At 39.4% G+C, this 21,446-nt stretch carries 23 protein-coding genes and 1 pseudogene; 6 read left to right on the forward strand and 18 right to left on the reverse strand.

Annotated elements, in window-relative coordinates; genetic code table 11:
• Window positions 1-9 precede the first annotated feature (9 nt).
• The 4 genes from spoVAD to LLY41_RS16725 form a co-directional block, all read right to left on the reverse strand.
• Complete coding sequence (gene spoVAD / locus LLY41_RS16710) at window positions 10-1,023, reverse strand: stage V sporulation protein AD (protein WP_304585902.1); 1,014 nt, start codon at window positions 1,021-1,023, stop codon at window positions 10-12.
• Window positions 1,023-1,496 carry a stage V sporulation protein AC gene (spoVAC, locus tag LLY41_RS16715; protein WP_304585903.1) on the reverse strand — a complete coding sequence of 158 codons (474 nt, stop codon included), beginning with the start codon at window positions 1,494-1,496 and terminating at the stop codon, window positions 1,023-1,025. The genes spoVAD and spoVAC overlap by 1 nt, the downstream gene beginning before the upstream one ends.
• Before the next feature lie 15 nt (window positions 1,497-1,511).
• Window positions 1,512-1,985, reverse strand: a complete 474-nt coding sequence (locus tag LLY41_RS16720) for a YhcN/YlaJ family sporulation lipoprotein (protein ID WP_304585904.1) — start codon at window positions 1,983-1,985, stop codon at window positions 1,512-1,514.
• A 336-nt stretch (window positions 1,986-2,321) separates the two neighbouring features.
• A complete protein-coding gene (locus LLY41_RS16725) occupies window positions 2,322-2,675 on the reverse strand; it encodes a DUF1360 domain-containing protein (protein ID WP_304585905.1) in 354 nt (117 codons plus the stop codon).
• A gap of 130 nt (window positions 2,676-2,805) precedes the next feature.
• Between LLY41_RS16725 and LLY41_RS16730 the strand changes: the two genes are divergently transcribed.
• The gene (locus LLY41_RS16730; protein WP_304585906.1) at window positions 2,806-3,309 is read left to right on the forward strand and encodes a CotY/CotZ family spore coat protein; all 504 of its coding nucleotides are present in this window, start codon (window positions 2,806-2,808) and stop codon (window positions 3,307-3,309) included.
• A gap of 59 nt (window positions 3,310-3,368) precedes the next feature.
• Here LLY41_RS16730 and LLY41_RS16735 read toward each other — a convergent pair whose 3' ends face one another.
• The 5 genes from LLY41_RS16735 to mgtE all read right to left on the reverse strand — a co-directional run bounded on the left by LLY41_RS16735 (window position 3,369) and on the right by mgtE (window position 8,179).
• Window positions 3,369-3,581 carry a CotO family spore coat protein gene (locus LLY41_RS16735; protein ID WP_304585907.1) on the reverse strand — a complete coding sequence of 71 codons (213 nt, stop codon included), beginning with the start codon at window positions 3,579-3,581 and terminating at the stop codon, window positions 3,369-3,371.
• A gap of 14 nt (window positions 3,582-3,595) precedes the next feature.
• Complete coding sequence (locus LLY41_RS16740; RefSeq protein ID WP_304585908.1) at window positions 3,596-3,904, reverse strand: hypothetical protein; 309 nt, start codon at window positions 3,902-3,904, stop codon at window positions 3,596-3,598.
• Window positions 3,905-4,017: 113 nt separating this feature from the next.
• Window positions 4,018-4,788, reverse strand: a complete 771-nt coding sequence (gene fabI, locus LLY41_RS16745; RefSeq protein ID WP_095243941.1) for an enoyl-ACP reductase FabI — start codon at window positions 4,786-4,788, stop codon at window positions 4,018-4,020.
• Window positions 4,789-4,927: 139 nt separating this feature from the next.
• Complete coding sequence (locus tag LLY41_RS16750; RefSeq protein ID WP_095243940.1) at window positions 4,928-6,787, reverse strand: monovalent cation:proton antiporter family protein; 1,860 nt, start codon at window positions 6,785-6,787, stop codon at window positions 4,928-4,930.
• 12 nt (window positions 6,788-6,799) lie between these two features.
• Window positions 6,800-8,179: a magnesium transporter gene (mgtE, locus tag LLY41_RS16755; RefSeq protein WP_304585909.1), complete on the reverse strand. Its 1,380-nt coding sequence runs from the start codon at window positions 8,177-8,179 to the stop codon at window positions 6,800-6,802.
• Window positions 8,180-8,422: 243 nt separating this feature from the next.
• Here mgtE and prpE point away from each other — a divergent pair, with 243 nt between their 5' ends.
• Window positions 8,423-9,157: a bis(5'-nucleosyl)-tetraphosphatase PrpE gene (prpE, locus tag LLY41_RS16760; RefSeq protein ID WP_304585910.1), complete on the forward strand. Its 735-nt coding sequence runs from the start codon at window positions 8,423-8,425 to the stop codon at window positions 9,155-9,157.
• Between the two features lie 25 nt (window positions 9,158-9,182).
• On the opposite strand, the pseudogene LLY41_RS16765 reads toward prpE, so the two are convergent.
• The 4 genes and pseudogenes from LLY41_RS16765 to LLY41_RS16780 form a co-directional block, all read right to left on the reverse strand.
• Window positions 9,183-10,066, reverse strand: a pseudogene (locus LLY41_RS16765) (RluA family pseudouridine synthase).
• Window positions 10,067-10,105: 39 nt separating this feature from the next.
• Complete coding sequence (locus tag LLY41_RS16770; RefSeq protein ID WP_009331194.1) at window positions 10,106-10,900, reverse strand: NAD kinase; 795 nt, start codon at window positions 10,898-10,900, stop codon at window positions 10,106-10,108.
• Window position 10,901: 1 nt separating this feature from the next.
• On the reverse strand, window positions 10,902-11,564 hold the full coding sequence (locus LLY41_RS16775) for a GTP diphosphokinase (protein ID WP_304585911.1): 663 nt from the start codon (window positions 11,562-11,564) through the stop codon (window positions 10,902-10,904).
• A gap of 137 nt (window positions 11,565-11,701) precedes the next feature.
• Window positions 11,702-12,079: a UPF0738 family protein gene (locus tag LLY41_RS16780; RefSeq protein WP_304585912.1), complete on the reverse strand. Its 378-nt coding sequence runs from the start codon at window positions 12,077-12,079 to the stop codon at window positions 11,702-11,704.
• 198 nt (window positions 12,080-12,277) lie between these two features.
• Here LLY41_RS16780 and LLY41_RS16785 point away from each other — a divergent pair, with 198 nt between their 5' ends.
• From LLY41_RS16785 to LLY41_RS16800, 4 genes are all read left to right on the forward strand, one after another.
• Window positions 12,278-12,877 (forward strand): CYTH domain-containing protein, encoded by a 600-nt coding sequence (locus tag LLY41_RS16785; RefSeq protein WP_304585913.1) that lies wholly within the window; start codon window positions 12,278-12,280, stop codon window positions 12,875-12,877.
• 22 nt (window positions 12,878-12,899) lie between these two features.
• Window positions 12,900-13,541: a lytic transglycosylase domain-containing protein gene (locus LLY41_RS16790; RefSeq protein ID WP_304585914.1), complete on the forward strand. Its 642-nt coding sequence runs from the start codon at window positions 12,900-12,902 to the stop codon at window positions 13,539-13,541.
• Between the two features lie 248 nt (window positions 13,542-13,789).
• The gene (locus tag LLY41_RS16795) at window positions 13,790-14,194 is read left to right on the forward strand and encodes a globin domain-containing protein (RefSeq protein ID WP_095243933.1); all 405 of its coding nucleotides are present in this window, start codon (window positions 13,790-13,792) and stop codon (window positions 14,192-14,194) included.
• A gap of 2 nt (window positions 14,195-14,196) precedes the next feature.
• Complete coding sequence (locus LLY41_RS16800) at window positions 14,197-15,066, forward strand: ClpXP adapter SpxH family protein (RefSeq protein WP_304588050.1); 870 nt, start codon at window positions 14,197-14,199, stop codon at window positions 15,064-15,066.
• A gap of 516 nt (window positions 15,067-15,582) precedes the next feature.
• Here LLY41_RS16800 and pepF read toward each other — a convergent pair.
• From pepF to LLY41_RS16825, 5 genes are all read right to left on the reverse strand, one after another.
• Window positions 15,583-17,400 (reverse strand): oligoendopeptidase F, encoded by a 1,818-nt coding sequence (pepF, locus tag LLY41_RS16805; RefSeq protein WP_304585915.1) that lies wholly within the window; start codon window positions 17,398-17,400, stop codon window positions 15,583-15,585.
• Window positions 17,401-17,521: 121 nt separating this feature from the next.
• On the reverse strand, window positions 17,522-18,712 hold the full coding sequence (locus LLY41_RS16810; protein WP_304585916.1) for a competence protein CoiA: 1,191 nt from the start codon (window positions 18,710-18,712) through the stop codon (window positions 17,522-17,524).
• A 158-nt stretch (window positions 18,713-18,870) separates the two neighbouring features.
• The gene (mecA, locus tag LLY41_RS16815) at window positions 18,871-19,536 is read right to left on the reverse strand and encodes an adaptor protein MecA (protein ID WP_048010951.1); all 666 of its coding nucleotides are present in this window, start codon (window positions 19,534-19,536) and stop codon (window positions 18,871-18,873) included.
• A 352-nt stretch (window positions 19,537-19,888) separates the two neighbouring features.
• Entirely contained in the window at window positions 19,889-20,284 is a 396-nt protein-coding gene (gene spxA, locus LLY41_RS16820) for a transcriptional regulator SpxA (protein WP_009331204.1), read from the reverse strand.
• A 474-nt stretch (window positions 20,285-20,758) separates the two neighbouring features.
• Window positions 20,759-21,334, reverse strand: a complete 576-nt coding sequence (locus LLY41_RS16825; RefSeq protein ID WP_048010952.1) for a GNAT family N-acetyltransferase — start codon at window positions 21,332-21,334, stop codon at window positions 20,759-20,761.
• Between the last annotated feature and the right edge of the window lie 112 nt (window positions 21,335-21,446).

Here is a 21,446-nt window from a genome sequence, read left to right on the forward strand (position 1 = left end):
ATTCCTCCTCTAAGTCATTTCGATAGAAACAGCATGGGCAATACAGGGAATACTTTCACTCTGCTGGAATGTCAAAGGCGATAATAGTGCACCCGTTGCGACCACAAGGATTCTTCTATAAGCCCCTTGCTTCATTTGATTTAAAAGATGACCGTACAGTACAGTAGCCGAGCACCCTGCACCGCTCCCTCCGGATTGGACTGGCTGATCATCTTTATAAATCATTAATCCGCAATCTTTAAATTTCTCTCTCTCTATTTTCAATCCATTATTTTTGAGCAGTTCATAAGCAGTTTCCTGGCCAATTCTTCCGAGATCCCCGGTGACAATCAAATCGTAATAGGATGGATCGAGCTGCATGTCCTTGAAGTGTGCAGTAATGGTGTCTGCTGCTGCGGGTGCCATGGCCCCACCCATATTAAAAGGGTCTGTCAGGCCCATGTCGATTACTTTGCCGATTGTGGCAGAAGTGGTAACCGGCAAATTGGGTCCAACTGCTTTTGCGGATACGAGAGCCGCACCAGCACCAGTTACTGTCCATTGGGCTGTTGGGGGCTTTTGGCCGCCGTACTCAGTCGGGTATCTAAATTGCTTTTCAACAGCGGCATTATGACTGGAGGCACCTGTCAAAACGTAATCAGCACCGCGATAATTGACAATGAAAGACGCCAGCGCAAGTCCTTCCATTGAAGTTGAACAAGCTCCAAAAATCCCGAAATAAGGGATTTGAATTGTTCTTGCACTTAAACTTGAAGGTGTTATCTGATTAATTAAATCCCCTGCAATATAAAACTGAACATTCTCCTTTTGTATGTTTGCCTTATTCAAGGCCGTTTGTCCCGCTTCTTCCAAAAGGATCCGGTGCGCTTTCTCATAAGAGTCTTCACCCATCCATAAATCATCATGAAGGACATCGAAATCCTCGGACAGATTGCCGTTTGCCTCAAAAGGCCCGCCGGAAACACCGGCTGCTGCAATGACTGGGCGGTTTTGAAAGACCCATGATTGTTTTCCCTTTAGCATTAAATAACCCCCCAAATAATTAATAGCGTTTTTATAAGGGCCACTACAAAAGCCGAAAACACACCAAAAAGAATAACCGATCCAGCCAGCTTAAACATGTTCCCGCCTACACCCAGCACAAAACCTTCCGTTCGGTGCTCAATAGCAGCTGAAATCACTGCATTGCCAAAGCCTGTTACTGGAACGGCGCTGCCAGCTCCGGCGAACTGGCCTAAACGGTCATACACCCCAAAGCCTGTCAGCAGCATGGATATAAAAATCATGGTAGCAACAGTCGGATTTCCGGCTGTCTGTTCAGTAAAATTAAAAAAGTAGATATAAAAATACGTTATTGCCTGTCCGACAGTACAGATGAGACCTCCCACCCAGAAAGCACGAATACAATTTTTCAGGACCGGGCGTTTAATTTCATGTTTTTGCTCAAGCTTCTCATATTGCTGCTGTTCCGGGGTTTTATTACTTTTTTTGCTCATGATGCCCGCTCCCTCCTATGTCATTTCATTTTTAAGTTTAATGATATTATCGAGCTTCTTTTTAGCCTCTTTGTCTGTAAAATCGGGATCCTTCATTTTTTCCTGAAGTTCTACTGCCTCGATAAAGATTTTATAATCGCTTGAAACAATGAAGTTCTCATCCGGGTATTTCTCCTCAAGCATTTTTGTCATGTTTTTTTCGATTTTCTTCATGTGAAAACGCTGCAGGTGCTTCACTTTATAAGCAACTAGTGTATCACCATTGCTCTTGACCACTGCAACATCATAAAGTTCTTTCATTTTTTCAACGTCATGCTCAATGTTTTGGACTAAATCCAAATTTTTCTTTGTATTCTTATCAATTAATACTGCAGGTGGGTGGGTCGTTTTGAGGAGCGCAAGGTCGCTGTCCGTCACTTTACCATCACCGCTGCATCCAGATAATAAGATTAGGGAAATAGCATTCATTATTAGGAGTCTCTTCTTCATATTAGTCCCTTCCTATGTAAAATCTTTAATTATATTGTCCTCAAAATGTTTTGGATTTATGAACATTAATATCCAGCCTATTTTTACCAGAAAAAAAACCAAAAAAAATAGCCGGAAAACCGGCTTCAAATTTTTTATTATTTTTTTCCACAGCCGCAGCCCTTTTTCTTTTTCTTTTTCTTTTTGACCGGCTGAGGTTTTTCCGTTGGCTGATCTTTATCCTTGTTAATCATCGATGAGGCCCTCCATTAACAATAATTTTCCTCTGAATAATTTATGCTGAGCCTCAGGAGCTTGCGTAAAACAAACGCCTAAAGAATATACAAATAGATTATGCTAATCAATGAATTTTTGCACAAGAGTTTCTAAGATAGCCGCCAGTCCCGCAACTGCTAAAATAAGCAGCACCGGGGCTGCAAAAGACGCATACAAGTAATAAGAAGCATATAAAAATATGGCACTCCACACACCAGTACACCAATAACAGCTTAAAAGCTCCCCAAAAAAGGTCCGAACTCTTCCTGCTCTTACTACCCAATAAACTTCTATTTCACCATTTTCATCTTTTTCTTCCACTTCTTCCAAAAAAGGCCTGCGCAAAAATTCGGTAATTTTATCAAATACAATCAGTCTGGTAAGCCTGAAGGCTGCAAGAGCCAAAATAAGCAACTCCATAGGTGTTATGTCCATTTTTTCACCTCAATTATAAAAAAATAGCCTATTTTTTGAAAAAACAAGGCGTTTGTCCGTAACCCATAGGGCACTTCGGCAATATGTTAGTAGTGTAGACCACAAGAAACAAACAAGGAGGAAAACAAAAATGGGTTGTGGAAAAAAAGACGACTTTAAAGGCAAAAGCTGTGTATGTGAAGTACTTCGTGCTATAAAAGATATTCAAGATAATGCAGATGATGCGTGCGAATGCCCTTCAAACTGTTTCCTGGAGCCGCTTGGAGCAATTTCACCTTCACACAGAAAGCGCCATAAGCGCCCGGATACACGCGTATTCACACTAAAAACAGCAGATGGGTCACCATTCCATGCATTCTTTACAGGAAATGACTGTGCTTGTGTATCGATCTTCTTCAGAGTAGAAGAAGTATTTGATAACTGCTGTGCAGTGCTTCGTGTTCTAGAGCCAGTAGACAGAAAATCTGGCCCGGACAAAACAGTAAACCTTGTTGATGACTGCTGCATCGACTTGAAAAAGGTTTGCGAAGTTGACTACTTCCGCAGTACAAATGACTGCGTAACAGTTGACTTAACATGCTTCTGCGCTGTTCAATGTATTGCAGATGTTGACCTGGATATTTGTGAAGACTAATTAAAAGAGGCCAGCCGAACATTCGGCTGGCTATTTTTTGCCGGCCTGCTGATTTCATGTTACCTTCTTAAGCCAATCATTTTGACTGCATTTAAAGTTTGTAGATTTAATTTCTCAATTCGTTCATCAAATAACTTTACCTCAATCCATTCTTCATGTTTTGAAACCAAAAACCCCCTTAAGTCCTTTTCCCCTGTTTCAAAAATGCATGGTATGGGCGGAAGCTGTTTTGGAAAATCAATTAAGTAATCCAGGCGTTCAAGTGTGTCCATTTCCTTAAAACTTTTTACACGATTAAAAGATGGTTTTCTTTTTTCAGTCGTAAATGCAAATGATACACCTTTTTCTCTTCTCTCCCGGATTCAAACTCTTCAATGACTTCCTGCACTTCCATTTGCCCTGCAGTATTTTCGATTTTTTCTTCCGGAACTTTTTGTACCTCTTTAGGGACTGCTAAATCAAGCACGTTTTCATTTTGTTTTCGTTCCTGTTCTGCTTTTCTGCTGGAATAGATTGTTTGCATCCTGTTTTCAGGAATTTGAAAATTCGGCTGCTGTATATAGAATAAAGGTTCTTTTTCTCTTTTCTCAGTCACTATGCCCACCTCCGCAATCGATATGGTTCGTCGTATTATATGTATGCAGAAAATGGGCTTTCGTTTCTGAGGAAATAAAAAAAGCCCGCTCACATTGGAGCGGACAAATTCTATTAAAGGATATGATAACCGGAATCAACGTGAATATTTTCACCTGTTATTCCTCTGGACAGGCTGCTGAATAAGAATAGAGCTGTATCTCCAACTTCTTCAGGAGTTGTGGTTTTACGGAGCGGAGCTTTTTCTTCAATTTCTTTAAGAATCGCATTAAATTCGCTTATTCCTTTGGCAGAAAGAGTCCTGATAGGGCCGGCTGAAATGGAATTAACCCGAATCCCATCCTTTCCAAGGTCATTAGCCAAATATTTGACACTTGCATCAAGGGAAGCTTTTGCTACACCCATAACATTATAATTCTTCACAACCTTTTCACCGCCAAGGTATGTGAGAGTCACAATGCTTCCGCCTTCTGTCATTAATCCCCTGGCTTCCTTTGCAACGGCAGTCAAGGAATAAGAGCTAATATTATGAGCCAGCAGGAATCCGTCTCTTGTTGTGTTCAGGTATTCTCCCTGAAGTTCTTCCTTATGTGCAAAGGCGATGCAATGGGCAATCCCATGAATTACACCAGCTTCTTCCTTAATTGTGCTGAAACATTTAGCGATGTCATCATCACTTGTTACATCACATGGAAGCACTAAAGAATGTGCATCCTCCAATGATTCAGCCAATTCACGAACACTTTTCTCCAGTCTTTCTCCCGCATATGTAAAAATTAAACGGGCACCGGCATCATGAAGGGATTTGGCTATTCCCCACGCAATACTTCTTTTATTAGCTACACCCATTACGACGAATGTTTTTCCATTTAAAGAAAGAGTCATTATTAAATCCTCCTGAGTTATTATCACATGTTATTAGTACCTAGTACTAATTGTACATCAATTCTGCGCAAAAGAAAAGCCGAAAAAAATCCTGTTGTCATTGAAGGATTTTTTTCGGCAGGATAAAGTCAATCAGATCCTAACACCATTCACAAAATTCAAGTTCCCGTTTTAATTCATCAACATATTCCTTAGATCCAGTAACAATCAAGCGGTCATTGACATGAAGTTCAGTATCTCCGTGAGGAACAATGGAATCCTTTCCTCTAAATATCCGAACGAAAATTACATCCCCTGTAAACGGGAATCTCCGAAGCATCATGCCTTCAAACTGCTCATTCTTTAATCGGATTTCATATAGAGCCGTTTCCTGGTTCGTTAATATGTTCACCACGCTTGGTGACTCGATTAATGCACGAAGCAGCGCCTTAGAGGAAAGAATAGTTGAAAACAATTCAATGTCATGCTCCCGAAGCGTTTCTTCCATATCAGGGCTTTCCATCCGGCAAATGACCCGGTCCACTCCCTTATCTTTAAAAGCAATGGATAATGTAGCATTTGTCTCTTCATCCCCTGTGGAGATTACAACAATATCCGACTCAAAAGCCTCTGTGCCTTCGAAATTCTCAATATCAAAATCATCTACTTCAATGATATCGAACAACGAGTCCGCTATCTGTTTTTCCGCCTTTTCCTGCTTCTTATGATATAAAGCCGGCTCGTAAAGGGATGACTTAAGCTCATTATAGATCGGCATAGTCATTTGGTTTGCACCAATAAAGGATACTTTAAGCTTCTTCTCCTCAGCAGCTTCCTGAGGAAATAGCTTTTTAAAGACAACAGGTGTAAATATACTTGTTATGACAGCAACTAAAATTAATGTGCCGCTCATTTCGGCAGTTATAACCCCCATTCTTTCGCCTATTGTTGCTGCAGCAATAACAAGGGAAAGAGTTGAGGTCAATAAGAAACCTGAGGCGATAACCGTCTTAATGTCATACCATCTTTTCAAGATATAAATCGGTATAAGCTTTGACAGCAGCAGAGCAATCAGCAGCAATGGTATAAGCATAAGCATCTTCGGATCTCCGAACAAAGTCCATACGTCCAGCCCTACCCCAACCATTACAAAGAAAATCGGTATAAGGAATCCGTATCCAAAAGAATCCAGCTTATGGATCATTTCCTGATTTGGCGCCAGGAGCGATACAAGAACCCCGGCAAGGAATGCACCCAGTATATTCTCTGCCCCGACTGTTTCTGATAATGCCACAAGGAAAATAATTAGTGCAAATACTGCTCGTGTTCCAATCTGAACGGTCCCTGTCGACATCGCCTCAAGAAAATTAAGGTTCTTAAACCTTCTGCCGAGGAAATACAGCAATACGCCTACCCCAAATAAGATGAGAAGGAGCCATGTATTTCCTCCGCCTTTATCATTTAGTGATACAAATACAGCCAGTAAAATCATTGTTGCCAAATCTGCAATAACTGCGATTAAAAGAATAATTTGGCCAATGCCTGTTTTCATCAAGTGTGCTTCCTTAAGAGTCGGAACTACAACTCCCAAAGAGATGGTGGAAATAATTAAAGTCATTAAAAAAGCATTATCAATGAATCCTGCCCAGACAAATAAATAGGATAGTCCTAATGAAACAAAGAATATCCCTATAAAAACAATTGAAGACACTGCAAATGAATTTGGCTCGAGTTTTCCGCTCGGCAGCTTTTCTCTCTTCTTTGAAGAAGAAAAAGCTGTAAAGTCAATCTCAAGTCCGCTCAGGAACATTAAAAATATAAATCCAAGTGTGGAAAGAGTTTCAAGCCACATATCCTCATGGACGATATTAAAGCCGCTCTTACCGATAATTAAACCAATAAGAATCTCAGCCACCACTACCGGAATAAAATTAATTTTCAGCCGGTGCAGTAATATCGGCGTAAGAAAAGCAGCTATAATAACAATGACAAGCGATGCAACCGATGCCCCATGTTCCATAAAATAACCCCCTTAACCTGTTAAATAACTCATAAATAATGTCGCCATTCCAAAATAAATTAAAATACTGATCAGATCATTGATGGTTGTAATAAATGGACCTGACGCTACAGCCGGATCAATTTTCATCCTGTGCATTAGTAAAGGGATCAGGGCTCCTGCAAGAGTGGCAACGATCAATGTAAACAATATTGAAACGCCAACTAAAACACCCAGAAAAAAATTCCCTTTCCAGAAGTAAACAATGAAAGTAACAAGAATACCGCAAATGCTGCCATTAATTAAGCCGGTCCCTGCTTCCCTTATCACCAGTTTCCATTTGTTTTCTTTCTCAAGGTCTCCTGTAGCAATTCCCCGGACAGCAACGGCCAATGCCTGTGTCCCGGTATTTCCAGCCATCCCTGCAATAAGAGGAATGAAAACAGCCAGTATGGCCACCTTATCCAATGTGTTCTCAAACCTTCCGATCAGGCTTGCAGTTAACATACCCAAAAACAGAAGGATGATAAGCCATGGAAGGCGTTTACGCGCAGCAGAAACCGGATTCCGGTCAATATGATCCATATCCGATACAGCAGCTAATTTGGAGTAATCATCAGATGCTTCTTCTTCCATGACATCCATGACATCATCAACGGTGATAATACCCAGCAAGTGATTTTGAAAATCGACAACCGGAACAGCCAGGAAGTTATAGTCCTTAATTTTTCTTGCTACATCTTCCTGGTCTTCACCCACAGATACGGAAACTACTCTGTCATTGGTGATTTCTGAAATCATCGTGTCATCATCACTTACTATCAAATCCCTTAATGAAATAACGCCTATAAGCTTTTTTTCGTCATTTACAACGTACACATAATAAATGGTTTCAGCCCTTGGCGCTTCATTCTTTAAAATATACATAGCAGAGCGAACCGTCTGATTGGCTGACAGTGAAACAAACTCGGTTGTCATAATACTTCCTGCTGTATATTCTTCGTAATGAAGCAAATCCTTAATTTCTTTTGCAGATTCATCATCCATAATGGTTAAATAGCTGACAACCTGGTCTTTATCAAGCTCATTTAAAACATCGACCGCATCATCGGCATACATTTCTGAAAGCATATCTGCTGCATTATGGGGATTCATCTCAGCAAGAACGTCTTTATAATCTTCTTCTTCAATCTCCAGATTTTCAAAAAGAGCGGCCATTTCTTCAGGAGATAGATAAAGATAAATTTTTGCACGGATATCCTCATCCAGATCTTTAAAAAATGAAGCCTGATCATATGGGTGCATATCAAGAAATTCATTTCTGAAGATATCAATTTCTTCATTTTGTAAAGATTGGATTAAAAGACTGGCATTGATGTGGGAACCTGACTTTTCCTCTGTATGACCTTCCATATCAGTTAACCTCCTCTCATTCCATTAAGCCATCCATACTCTGTTGGATAACAGGAAAATGTACTTCCCTATACTAGCAAAACTTTGTTTTTTTGTCGTCTCTGAGCAATTTGTAAATTTAATTTCCCCATTTCCCGGACTTTACAATCGTCAAAGCTTTATATGCTGCTGAAAAACAATGAGATATGATAAATATTATGAAAATTGATATGATAACAGTAGAACTTTTAAGGGAGCATTAAAATGAAACTAGATATTATTGGTGATATCCACGGCTGCTTTGCTGAATTTAAAGAACTGACTTTAAAACTGGACTATAGCTGGAAAAAAGGTTTTCCTGTTCATCCAAGCGGCAGAAAACTGGCCTTTGTGGGAGACCTTACTGACAGAGGCCCGGAGTCGCTTGCAGTCATTGATGCAGTGTATAGCCTTGCAGCAAACAACTTGGGATACTATGTCCCGGGCAACCATTGCAATAAACTCTACCGCTTCTTTTTAGGGAATAAAGTGCAAATTACACATGGACTTGAAACAACAGTCGCTGAATATGAGCAGCTGTCTCCCAAAGCACAGGATGAGGTCAGACAGAAATTTATGGAGTTATATGAAAACGCACCTCTATATCTTGTAATCGATAATAACAACCTGGTTATCGCCCATGCCGGAATTAAGGAAAGCTATATTGGGAAACATTCTTCAAAAGTAAAAACCTTTGTTCTGTATGGTGATATTACAGGAGAAAAAAATCCTGACGGCACACCTGTAAGACGTGATTGGGCAAGAGAGTATCAGGGTGATGCTGTAATCGTCTATGGCCATACTCCCTTAAAGGAAGTGATGAGTATTAATAATACCTATAATATTGATACAGGCGCTGTTTTTGGCAATAAACTAACCGCGCTTAGATATCCTGAGATGCAATTGCTATCTGTCCAATCCCGTATGCCTTTTGTTGAAGAAAAATTCAGGAAGATGTAACCAAAAAAGCCGGCAAATGCCGGCTTTACAGAAGACAATTCATGTCTTCCGGAAGCTGTTGTTCAAATATAAGGGTTTTGTGCAGGATTGGATGTTCGAAGGAAAGGCTGAAGCAGTGCAGCGCCTGCCGCCTGATGAACAGCCTTGTGCCCCCGTATAATTCGTCACCTGCAAGAGGAAAACCAAGCCAAGCCAAATGAACTCTGATCTGATGAGTTCTGCCAGTTTCAAGCTTCAGTTTTATGTGTGTAAATTCTTTATGCCGGCCGATGACCTGATAATGAGTACATGCATATTGTCCTTCCTCACTGACTTCCCGCTCAATGATACTGTCTTTCTTTCGCGCAATCGGCTGTTCTATTGTTCCTGCATCCGGGCAGATTGAGCCTTCAGCAAAGGCTTCATACATGCGATGGATTTTTCGTGAGCGCTGCTGTTCACTGAACAAATGATGTACATGCCTGTGTTTAGCAATCAGAACCAGGCCTGATGTATCTCTGTCCAGACGTGTCACAATATGGGCTGCAGACTTTAAACCGATCCGCTGATAATATCCAATCAGCCGATTAGCCAGGCTTCCGGAAGGATGTTCTCTGGACGGAATGGAATTCATACCTGCCGGTTTGTTTACTACAAGAAGATAATCATCTTCATAAAGAATATCCAGGGGCAAGTCTTCCCCTTCATGCCTTCACTTGGAACTTCTTCAGGGAAACCAACCTGAAGAACATCACCTTCTCTTAACACATAGCGGACATTGACTTCCTGATTATTCACCTGAATAAAGCCGCCGGCAAATTTTATATCTGTCAGGGCAGTTTTGGAAATATGATTGCCTTTTAAAAATTCTCTGATTAACTTGTCCGCATCCCGGGCTGTAATTTTCCATTGTAATTCAAAACGCGCCATGAGCTGTAGGCTCCTGTTCTGTCAGATGATGACCTTTCTTCAATCAGCAACAAAAGAATCGTGGACCCTTTTCCAGAATGGAAATGGCCTGAACCTCGCAAAGCGGATCTTTTCATCTGCCACTCTGAATTGAATTGACTTTACATCTTTATGAAGAAGTGTCAAATGATCAATAGTAATTTGAAAATCCGGTTCATTCACCGGCTTCAGCATACATGTATGGTGGGCCGGCAATACGAGAGGCGAGCCCACAGTACGGAATACCTTATTATTAATGGAAGCCATTTCAGCAAGCTGGATGGCAGGCAAAGAAGGGTGCAGAATTGCCCCTCCAAGCGCTTTATTATATGCTGTGCTTCCTGATGGTGTAGAAACACACAGGCCATCTCCGCGGAACCGTTCAAAATGCTGGCCTCGAATTTCCACATCCATAACTAAGGTACCTTCTACAGCCTTGACCGTAGATTCATTTAATGCAAGATAACGGGTTTCCTTCCCGCCATGCTGGTAGCGGATAATCACTTCAAGGAGCGGATATTCAATTACCTGATACGGGGTTTTGGCAATTGCAATGACAAGCTTTTCGATTTCCTCCGGAACCCAGTCTGCATAAAAGCCAAGATGGCCTGTGTGTATACCTACAAAGGCTGTCTTGTCCAGGCGGCTGCTGTATCGGTGAAAGGCATAGAGTAAAGTACCATCCCCGCCTACCGATATGACTATATCAGGCTCTTCTTCATCATATGTAAGCTCGAAATCCAATAAATAGGTTCTCATTTTGTGCATGAGTGTATTCGATTTTGAATCTCCTTTTGAGGTAATGGCAAATTTCATCTTATCCAAGCTCCTCTTTTATACTGTTAGTTTTCTCCCTTTTGCTGTTTTTCTTTTTTCTTGTAAAGAATGCCTGGGCATCCTGGATTTCACCGCGAATGAGTGACATTTCTTCATCCAGCCTGAAAGCAGCCTCTGCCGCCCTCTGGAGCCGCATCCGAATATCCTCAGGGAATTGGCCCTTATATTTATAATTCAGAGAGTGTTCCACCGTGGCCCAGAAATTCATAGCAAGAGTTCTGATCTGAATCTCTGCGAGGATTTTTTTTTCTCCCTTGATCGTCTGTACAGGATAGCGGATCACGACATGGTATGAGCGGTAACCGCTTGCTTTTTTATGAGATATATAATCTCTTTCTTCTACAATTTCAAAGTCATTTCTTTGTCTTAATAGTTCAACCACTCTCTTAATATCATCAACAAATTGGCACATCATTCTTACACCGGCAATATCCTGCATTTCTGACTCCAATCTGTCGAGTGGAATGCCTTTTTGGTTTGCTTTATCCAGAATGCTGGCAATTGGCTTTACCCTTCCGGTAACAAATTCAATCGGAGAATGGGAAGAATCCATTTCAAATTGGCTTCTCATGCCTTTTAGCTTAATTTTCAACTCTTCAACCGCCTGCTTATATGGCGCCAAAAATAAGTCCCAATGCTTCACCTGCAACACCACCAAATATCCGAAATAAAAAAGACGGCAACTGCACCTGCTGGCAGGTGCTTTCATGCTCCTGTAAATCAGCAAATAAATCTCTGTTCAAATACATAGCCTATCTCTATATCCAAGTATTAAGCCGCTTAAACATTTAATTGGAATACATTCTCTACTTTTTCTACCATTTCATTTCCATAATTGCTGTTCCCGCGGATATTTTCTATTAAGTCTCCTAATTCCTCATGAAATCCTGCAAGCTCAAGGCGAGCTTGATTAATGTCAGAAGCATAAACCCGCAGACGGCCATCAAGTGCCTTTTTTAATTCCGGCCAGACTGTTTCCGGAAGGGAAATATATGTATAGTCATCGTTTTTCTCTGCTATATAAATAAATGAAAGATTATCGGAATCAGCTAATATTTGCTGCATAGCGGTTAAGCCTGAAACGGTACCAGACTCTATTCCCAAGATTAATTCATTTTCTGCCCATTCTGCATTTATAATTGTAAGTTTCTGTTTCATTTTTCTACCTCCATTGTCATTACCTATTCTATCGCAGATTTTATGGACAGTAAAACCCCTGCTGCAATTTTTACAGCCGCAGGAAGCAAACTCCCCTGAATGAATTTATCACAAACTTAAAAAACTCTTCAAAGGATTGAAGTCCATGCTTAATAAGGAGATAATACAGATAATTACTTATAGCTGAGGTGTACAGGCTTGTCTAATAAAAATATTGAAATCGAATTTAAAAACATGATCACCAGAGATGAATTTACCGCTTTAATGAATTTTTTCAATATAAGAAGTGAAGATTTTTCCGAACAGGAGAATCATTATTTTGATACACCTGATTTTTTATTGAAGGAAAAAGGAAGTGCCTTAAGGATCAGGCAAAAAAACGGCTCGTTTGAATTGACTCTAAAACAGCCCCACCCTGAAGGGCTGCTGGAGACTAATGAAGATCTTTCTGAATCTGAAGCAGCAGAGATGATTCAGACAGGGAAAATCCCTAGGGAACAGATTAAAGAATCCTTAGAAGAGCTTGGCATAAAGACAGATAACCTTCAATACTTTGGCACTCTCACAACAAAACGTGCAGAAAAGGAATACAATAAAGGGTTGGCTGTTCTTGATCACAGCCGATATTTAAATAAGGAAGATTTCGAATTAGAATTTGAAGTAGATAATTGGAAGGAAGGACAAATGGTTTTTCTTAATTTACTTCAGCAGCTTAACATTCCTGTCAGGAAGACCGAAAATAAAATTAAGAGGTTTTATAACGAAAAATACAGACAGCAAAAGGCTAATAGAAACTGACCTTTTGCCAAGGAGCAATACAATGAACATAGACCAGCTAAAACTATTGATGGATCTGCAGGCACTGCAAGGCTTCAATAACTCTAAACAAACAAATACTTCTAACCCTCTGTTTCAAGAGCTGCTGGCAGGGCTGGTTTCGGAAAACAATGGTTCATCACCTCAAACCACCGGCGGACTAGGATCAATTGCGTCTTTAAAGCCTTATATTAGTGCTTTACATACTGCTTCTCCTGCAGCTGCTGCTCTACCGCCAGTTAAGCTAACCAAGTTAGCCGAATCCACTAAAAGTGATTTTGATGATCTGATTCAAAAAGCATCAGATAAGTTTAATGTGCCTGTTGATCTGATTAAGTCAGTCATTAAGCAGGAATCAAACTTTAATCCGAACGCCGTCAGTCATGCAGGTGCTTCCGGCTTGATGCAGTTAATGCCGGAAACAGCCAGGGGGCTTGGTGTTAATAATATCTTCGACCCTGCAGAAAACATTTTTGCAGGAGTCAAATATTTACGGCAAATGATGGACAGATATGGGGAGAATGTAGAACTTGCACTGGCAGCCTATAATGCCGGACCTGGAAATGTAGATAAATACGAGGGGATACCGCCTTTTAGAGAAACCCTAAATTACATAAAAAAAGTTACCACTTCATTTATGGCTTAAGCTTCAGAACGGCCGCCCGATATACCGGGCGGCTTTTTTATGTTTTTTTCAGCAAATGTTCCGGATTGACAGCATGGGCTTAATCCATACTAAAAAAATAAGCTTGCCAAGGAGACGTTAAAGAGTACAGTAAGCTATTTGTTTGAGATATAAACCCCTCATTGATAAAATATAAAGAGATTACAGCAATTGATATCAAATAGGAAGTTTTTTTTAAAATGATTAACTCATAAAAAGGAGTTTTAAATATGGCCGAGAAAATGCACACTCCCTTCGACGCTATTGGTGAGGAAAAGCTTCACCAGCTAATTGACGCTTTTTACCTGCGCGTAGGACAACATCCTGATCTCGTTCCTATTTTTCCAGATGACCTGACAGAGACAGCCAGAAAACAAAAACAATTTATGACTCAGTATTTAGGAGGACCTCCTTTATATACTTCAGAACATGGCCATCCTATGCTTCGTGCGCGGCACATGCCTTTTCCTATAACAGAATCCCGGGCAAGGGCCTGGCTTTCATGCATGAATGAAGCGATGGACCATATCGGGCTGGATGGACAATTGAGGGAAGACTTTTTCTCCAGACTTGTGCTCACTGCTCAGCATATGATCAATACACCTGAGACCGGAGTGAAAGGTGATAGCCCGTGAATATGCCAGAATCCAATGAAATCAAGTTCACGTCACCACATTGCTATGGCAGTGAAAAAAAGCCCATAGAAGTCTATATGTTTGTTGACCCACTTTGCCCTGAATGCTGGGCACTGGAGCCTACCTTAAAAAAGCTTCTGATTGAATATGGCCGCTATTTCTCCATAAAGCATGTATTAAGCGGCAGGCTGGCAACTTTAAATATGGGGAAAAGACAAAACTACGAAAACATTGCGGATTTGTGGGAAAAGACAGCAAGCCGTTCTGGAATGTCATGTGATGGAAACCTCTGGTTCGAGAATCCAATTTCTTCCCCGCATCTGGCTTCAGTTGCAATTAAAGCGGCTGAATTACAGGGGAGAAAAGCTGGCATCAAATTTTTACGCAAGCTCCAGGAAGTTTTATTTCTTGAAAAGCAGAATGTGTCAAATTTTGAGGTTCTAAAGGATTGTGCTAAGGAAGTCGGTCTTGATGTAGTAGAATTTGTTTCTGATATTCACTCAGATAGTGCAGCCAAAGCTTTTCAATGCGATTTAAAAATAACTTCTGAAATGGATGTTCAAGAAATACCAACTCTTGTCTTTTTCAATGAAAACATAGAAGATGAAGGCATCAAAGTAACCGGGTATTATCCTTATGAAATTTATGAACAGATTTTGGAAGAAATGCTGCCTGCTAAACCTGAGCGTGCTCCTCTTCCACCCCTGGAATATTTCTTGAAATATTTTAAGCTGGTGGCAAGTAAGGAGATCTCCGTAGTATACGATATGACAGACAGCGAAGTGAACAAGGAAATGAAAAAGCTTCAGCTAAAGCAAATCGCTGAATATGTACCTGCTAAATACGGTAATTTCTGGAGATATTCCGGGTAATCTCAAAGCTGTGCAAACTGCACAGCTTTATTTTTCATGAAAAAACCATGCAGTCTTATGCACGGCTCTTTCACAGTTTATTTTTTACGAACAAAGGGGATGGGAGAAATTTTTCACGTCCAAACAAAAGGGGTAAATGCTTGCATGTGATCAACTTCACAACTGTACTATATCATGACGAAAATGAACAAGGCAATAAGTTTGTGCCCTTTTTCACAATATTGTCAAAATCATGTCATGACACTCTGGACAACCGCATAAAATAGTTGTAACAATGCCCCAGGAGGAGACTGCAATATGAAAAAGCTGCCTGTATTTCTGATGCTGATGCTCATTTTAGTCTCCTTTATTTTGAATATTTTTGGCCTTATGAAACTTATTCCCCTTTTCATTACGTCACCTATTCTATTTATTTCACTTCTGATCTTATGTTTATATTTGAATGACCGAAGGAGATTTAAGGGGTTTTGAACACCAAAAAAAGGTGCCGGGCAATTTAGCCTGGCACCTTTCCTGTTAAGAAAGCAATTTTTCCATTTCATTAAGCTTTTCTTCAAATACTTTGCAGGCATCCTCAATCGGCTTGCTGCTCGTCATATCTACACCGGCTTTCTTTAGCACTTCAATTGGGTAGTCCGAGCTCCCGGATTTCAGGAACTCAATATATCTGTCAACTGCAGGCTGGCCTTCCTGGAGGATTTGCTTGCTTAATGCCGTAGCCGCACTGAAGCCTGTTGCATATTGATAAACATAATAATTATAGTAGAAATGCGGGATTCTGGACCATTCTAGGCCGATTTCCTCATCAATTATGATATCTTCATCCCCAAAATACTTCTTATTAAGTTCATAATATTCTTTAGTCAATGAATCAGCAGTCAGGGCTTCATTGTTTTGCGCCTTTTGGTGAATAAGATGTTCAAATTCTGCAAACATGGTCTGACGGAAAACAGTGCCTCTAAAGCCTTCAAGATAGTGATTCAGCAGATACAGCCGCTTCTTATCATCATCAATTGTTTTTAGCAGATAATCGTTTAAGAGGGCTTCATTACAAGTAGAGGCAACCTCTGCAACAAAAATTGAGTAGTTTCCATAAGGGTATGGCTGATATTTTCTTGTGTAATAGCTGTGAACCGAATGCCCAAATTCATGAGCAAGAGTAAATAAGTTGTTCACATTATCCTGCCAGTTCATTAGTATATAAGGGTTGGTGCCATATGTTCCCGAAGAATAAGCGCCGCTCCTTTTGCCCTTATTCTCATGAACATCCACCCATCTATTTTCAAAACCCTCTTTTAAAATATTTAGATAGTCTTCACCAAGCGGCTTTAATCCTTTTAAAATCATATCTTTTGCTTCATTATAAGGTATCTCCATTTTTACTTCCTTCACTAAAGGAGTGTAGAGATCGTACATATGAAGCTCCTTAACCCCAAGAACCTTCTTGCGGAGTTTGACATAGCGATGCAGCAAATGCAGGTTATCGTTAATAGTATTGACCAGATTTTCATAAACACTTTCAGGAATATTGTCCGCAGAAAGGGCAGCATGGCGTGCGGAATCATAATTCCGGATCTTTGCGTTGAAATTATCTTTCTTTACGTTTCCGCTTAGAGTGCTTGCAAATGTATTGCGAAACTTCCCATAAGTTTCATATACAGCTTTGAATGCATCATACCGGACACGCTGCTCATCACTTTCCAGAAAACGGATGAATCGTCCGTGAGTAATTTCGACTTCTTCCCCATTTTCATCTTTAATGGACGGAAACTCCAAATCAGCATTATTCAGCATGCCAAAGGTATTACTGGAAGCCCCAAGCACCTCGGAAGCTTGAGCAAGCAGGGATTCCTGCTCAGCAGATAATACATGAGGCCTTTGAAGATTAATTTCCTCCAGTGAATGTTTATATAATTGCAGCTCGGTTTTTTCCTTCAAAAAGCCTGCAATCTTCTCTTCATCTTCAGCCAGCAGCTCAGGAACAATATAGGCAAGCGCACTAGCAGCTTCAGAATACAAGTTTTTAATTTTGTCATCCATTCCCTGATAAAATGAATTTGTTGTATCCTGGTCATAACGCATATGGGCATATGTATAAAGCTTCCCAAGGCGCGAAAGTAAATGATCCTGGAACTGAAGCGCTGCATATAATGTTTCAGCACTTTCCCCGAGCCTCCCCTGATACTTACCTGCATCCGGAATCAGCTTCTGTATCTCACTGTATTCCTTGTTCCATTCATCATCAGAAGGGAATATATCCTCCAAACGCCAAGTATCTTCAGGTAAAATCTCATTCCTTGCCGGCAGTTTCTTTACAGTTGTTTCATTAGTCATACATTCATCCTCCATTCAAAAGTCCCATTACACTATCTTCTCTTTGAAGAAAAAAATTCCTGCTTTTTAAAGAGCAAAAATGGAAGTCTTTGATTATTTTATGTTAAATAAGATTTTTCATTTATTTGCCCTGCAAAATTCTTTGAGTGATGCCTCTATAAAAGTCGTCCTCTATTTGGATTAAATGGGAATAATGATCAAGCTCACCGGTTATTTCTGTTTTTTTGTATAAACCTTTTTCTGCATGTTTAACAATGTTTAAGCTGATAAGGACATCAAGATATTCTTTAATCGCATGGATTTCGGAGCCTGTTTGAACGAGTGGGATTGACCTTATTTTTATATCGTTATTCTTTACCCTGTTGCGAAAGGCTGCAATCATCTGCGGAAGCGAGAAGGGTCCCTCTTTGCCGATAATATCCATAAACAAATAACTCTGCCACTGTATAGGTGAGGTTTCTATATATGGAGAATAACGTACAGGAAGGCCAATTTCAGGCGGGAGGAACGCAGGAGCAATTGAGCGGGAGTATAAATCCTGAAGAAAGTTATTTCTAATAGCACCGCTATTTTGTGAAAGGGAATTCTTTATTTTCCGAACTTCTCTTTTCCATTCTTCTAGATTTAAATCATCTTTAAAATATGGATTAAATAATATAGCTGGATTTGCTTGGAAAATTGGTTTTACATCAAAGTGCGCGCAGGCATTTCTGACTGTAAGGGGCTGGATATGGTGGATATTAATAAAAGACTTTGTAGTGGGGCAAAAAGAAGGGATTACCCAATGGCCTGAAGCTGCTTGCCGAAGAAATAGGTATTGGAAACCAGATAAAGTAATTTTTGTTTTACCCGTACGCTTAAAACTTTTCCCTGCCAGTATCCAAATTGGAACGATACCTGACTTAAAGTAGGCTTCTGTCCGCTTTATAAATAGCTCCTCCGAAATGCTTGAACATTGATATTCAAGAGCATAATGAACACCTTCATAATGGACACTAATATCCGGCCGCTGTGATATTTCCGGATAATATGGTTCCAGAATTGGATTTAAACCTTTTTTCTTTAGCCATTGAAACAATAACACCTTTCCGGACATATGGTATTCTGATTCCCTTTCATACCTTTCCGGACATTCAGAACCCTTTCTGTGGCTGAAATGCGGGATTCTTTTCTTTCCAATTTTCATGATTACTTTCTCTTCGCATTCCGGGCAGTAAAAGTTGTGATTTTCCCTGTACTGCTGTAGAGCCGGGATGCTGTGTGAACCTATGAGGCTTATTCGCACTCCATTCACTGTTGAGGCAACTAACAAATGACCATCTCCTTTCCTCCTTATTGTTCTATTTTCAATGGCTAAATTCCTTTTTATCTGATGGATTCTCTTACAAGATTTTTCTATGCTAATCGTTTATTTCAAAGGCAGTTCACGTACAAAAAAGCCGATTTCATAATGAAGTCGGCTTTTCCTTACTATTTAAAATGTTTTCTCAGATTTTCAAAAACATCATTTTCTATAATCAATTTACCATATTCCATTACACGGTGAATAGTTGTACTTGTTTCGTGTCCGTATTCAAGAAGAATACTCAGCATGTTATCTATGTCATCCTCTTCAAAAAGCTCTTCAGGGAATTCTGCGAATAAATAGTATTTCCCTTCAAAGGAATATAGCCTCGTAGTAATGGAATCAAGAATTGACCGCTTTGATAATGAAATAATGTCTTCAAAATCTTTAAATGTTAATAGAAACTCAAGATCTCCTTCATATCCGTTATCATTATCATCATCGGATTTACGGAAATGATGATCAAGCATTTCCTCTATATGTTCATCCACAGGCAAATCTTTCACTTTTTCATCCGGGACAGGAAGCTCAAACTTTTGACCATCCTTTGATAGCTGAGCTTTTGTTACAAGAACCTCCAAACCCTTATCCAACGCTTGAACCTGGATCCATAAAGGACCTTCAACAAGAAATTCTTCCTCCTGATGGACTTCATCCATCATTTCCCAAAAGAGTTCCTCACTCCGCTCACGATTGTACCAAATCTCTTCACGGTCAAAGCCTCTTTCTTCTATATCAAGATAAGAAATGTAAAATTTAACGGTATGATCATTAATACGTTCGATTTCCATGCAGCAACTCTCCCTTCTGGCTATGATTGAAGGGACTAAATACCCCCAGCAGTCATGTGTTATCCATTTACCCGTAAATCAATTGGTTAATCCCCGATTAAATTGAAGGTAAAATGTATTTTGTACCTTGTACTTTTATTTTATGACAAATTGAGCATAAAGGGAATTAAAAAGTCATATGTTTAAAAAAACCGTTAAATGCCTATATTGTCCCAGTTGGTCCATTTTTTCTCAATGGCTTAACTAAATATTCTCTTATTATATCCATTTTCCTTTTTCTTTTTCACACAAAAGACAAAAAGACCTTCTTCTGTTAAACAGAAAGAAGGCCTCTCAATTTTAAGTATATTTGTTAATTAACCATACGCTGTGCTTCACGCAACTGGTAAGTACGGACTTTTCTTGGAAGGAAACGTCTTATTTCGTCCTCATTATATCCAACTTGCAAACGTTTTTCATCAAGAATGATTGGACGTCGAAGCAGCCCAGGGTTTTCCTTGATTAGCTCAAATAAATCTTGGAGAGGCATTGATTCAAGGTTTACATCAAGCTTTTGGAATGTCTTTGAGCGAGTTGAAATAATTTCATCTGTTCCATCTTCAGTCATTCGAAGAATTTCTTTGATTTCATCAATCGATAGCGGTTCTGAAAAAATATTTCGTTCTTTATAGGCAATTTCATGCTCTTCCAACCATGATTTAGCTTTCCTGCAGGATGTACAACTTGGTGAAGTGTATAATGTGACCATTTTACAAATTCACACTCCTTAAATTTAGACATATATGAAACTATCAGAGATTATATTTGTTTAATCAAATATTTCTAGAGTATTCTAGATTAAAATAACTTTAATCAAGGAATTTATATTATTTATTATACACTAAACAATATCTCTTTGGTATAACTTTTTATAAATATGATAAAAGTATTAAACATTCATTAAACAAACGGATTAAGAATTAGAATCTACTTAATAAGACGAATGAACAAGCAAAAAGTTTCATTTTTTTATATGTTTTTTGTTATAATTCCTTCCATAAAGTTTCTTAAGCCTAAACCTAAGGAAATTTTATGTATGATTTTTTTTAGTTCAATACTAAATTATTCTTTATATACCCCTGTTAATTTTTAATAAACCAAAATACTTATAAATATTTTCTCAATTAATTAATGAAAATGAAAACACAGCCATTTACAAAAATGGCTGTGTTTTTCCAAATCCTTATAAATCCTCTAAGACATCCGTTCCATTTTTATCTTCTTCATAAGTCAGTACCTCATCTACTGGCTGATATGACTTTCCATAAAAATGTGAATCCTTATAAGTGTGAATCATTTCATAGGTTTTCTTCATGGCTTCATAAATCATTTCTTCACTTTCGTTCTCAGGGGACCAATATAGAATTTCCATTGTATTGATTTCATTGGTCGCAAGAGACCGGCGGCTGTACCCGATTGATTGGGCGTGCTCAAACCCTTCTCTTTTATAGAACTTGAGGCGCTTTTCAGTATCCGTGTCTTCATAATCAACCGGCTCCACTTCCAATATGATCGGTTTGCCTTTGGCTTTAAGAGTTTGAAGTAGTTTATGGCCAAGTCCCTGTCCTCTGGATTCCTTCGAAACAAACAGATAATCAATAAAAACAAAGTTATCCAGCTCAACATACATAAGAACATGATGTGGACCTTCATCTTTATGATAGATGTCTGACCGTTCCTTTAATAAGGTTTCCATATGTTCTCTTGATTTCATTTCTTCAATAGGGAAATATTGATTCAGTTTTTCATACCAATGCATGGATCTTCTCCTTTTTTGCCCGTAAACAAACTATTGTTTGAAGAGCATGAATATTTATTCCAGCATGATAAGCTCCCAGCTTTCCTTTCCACTTACTTAGGCGATATTATTT

Origin of the sequence: Cytobacillus firmus (assembly GCF_023612095.1) — a bacterium.
In the GTDB taxonomy this organism is placed as follows: Bacteria; Bacillota; Bacilli; order Bacillales; family Cytobacillaceae; genus Cytobacillus.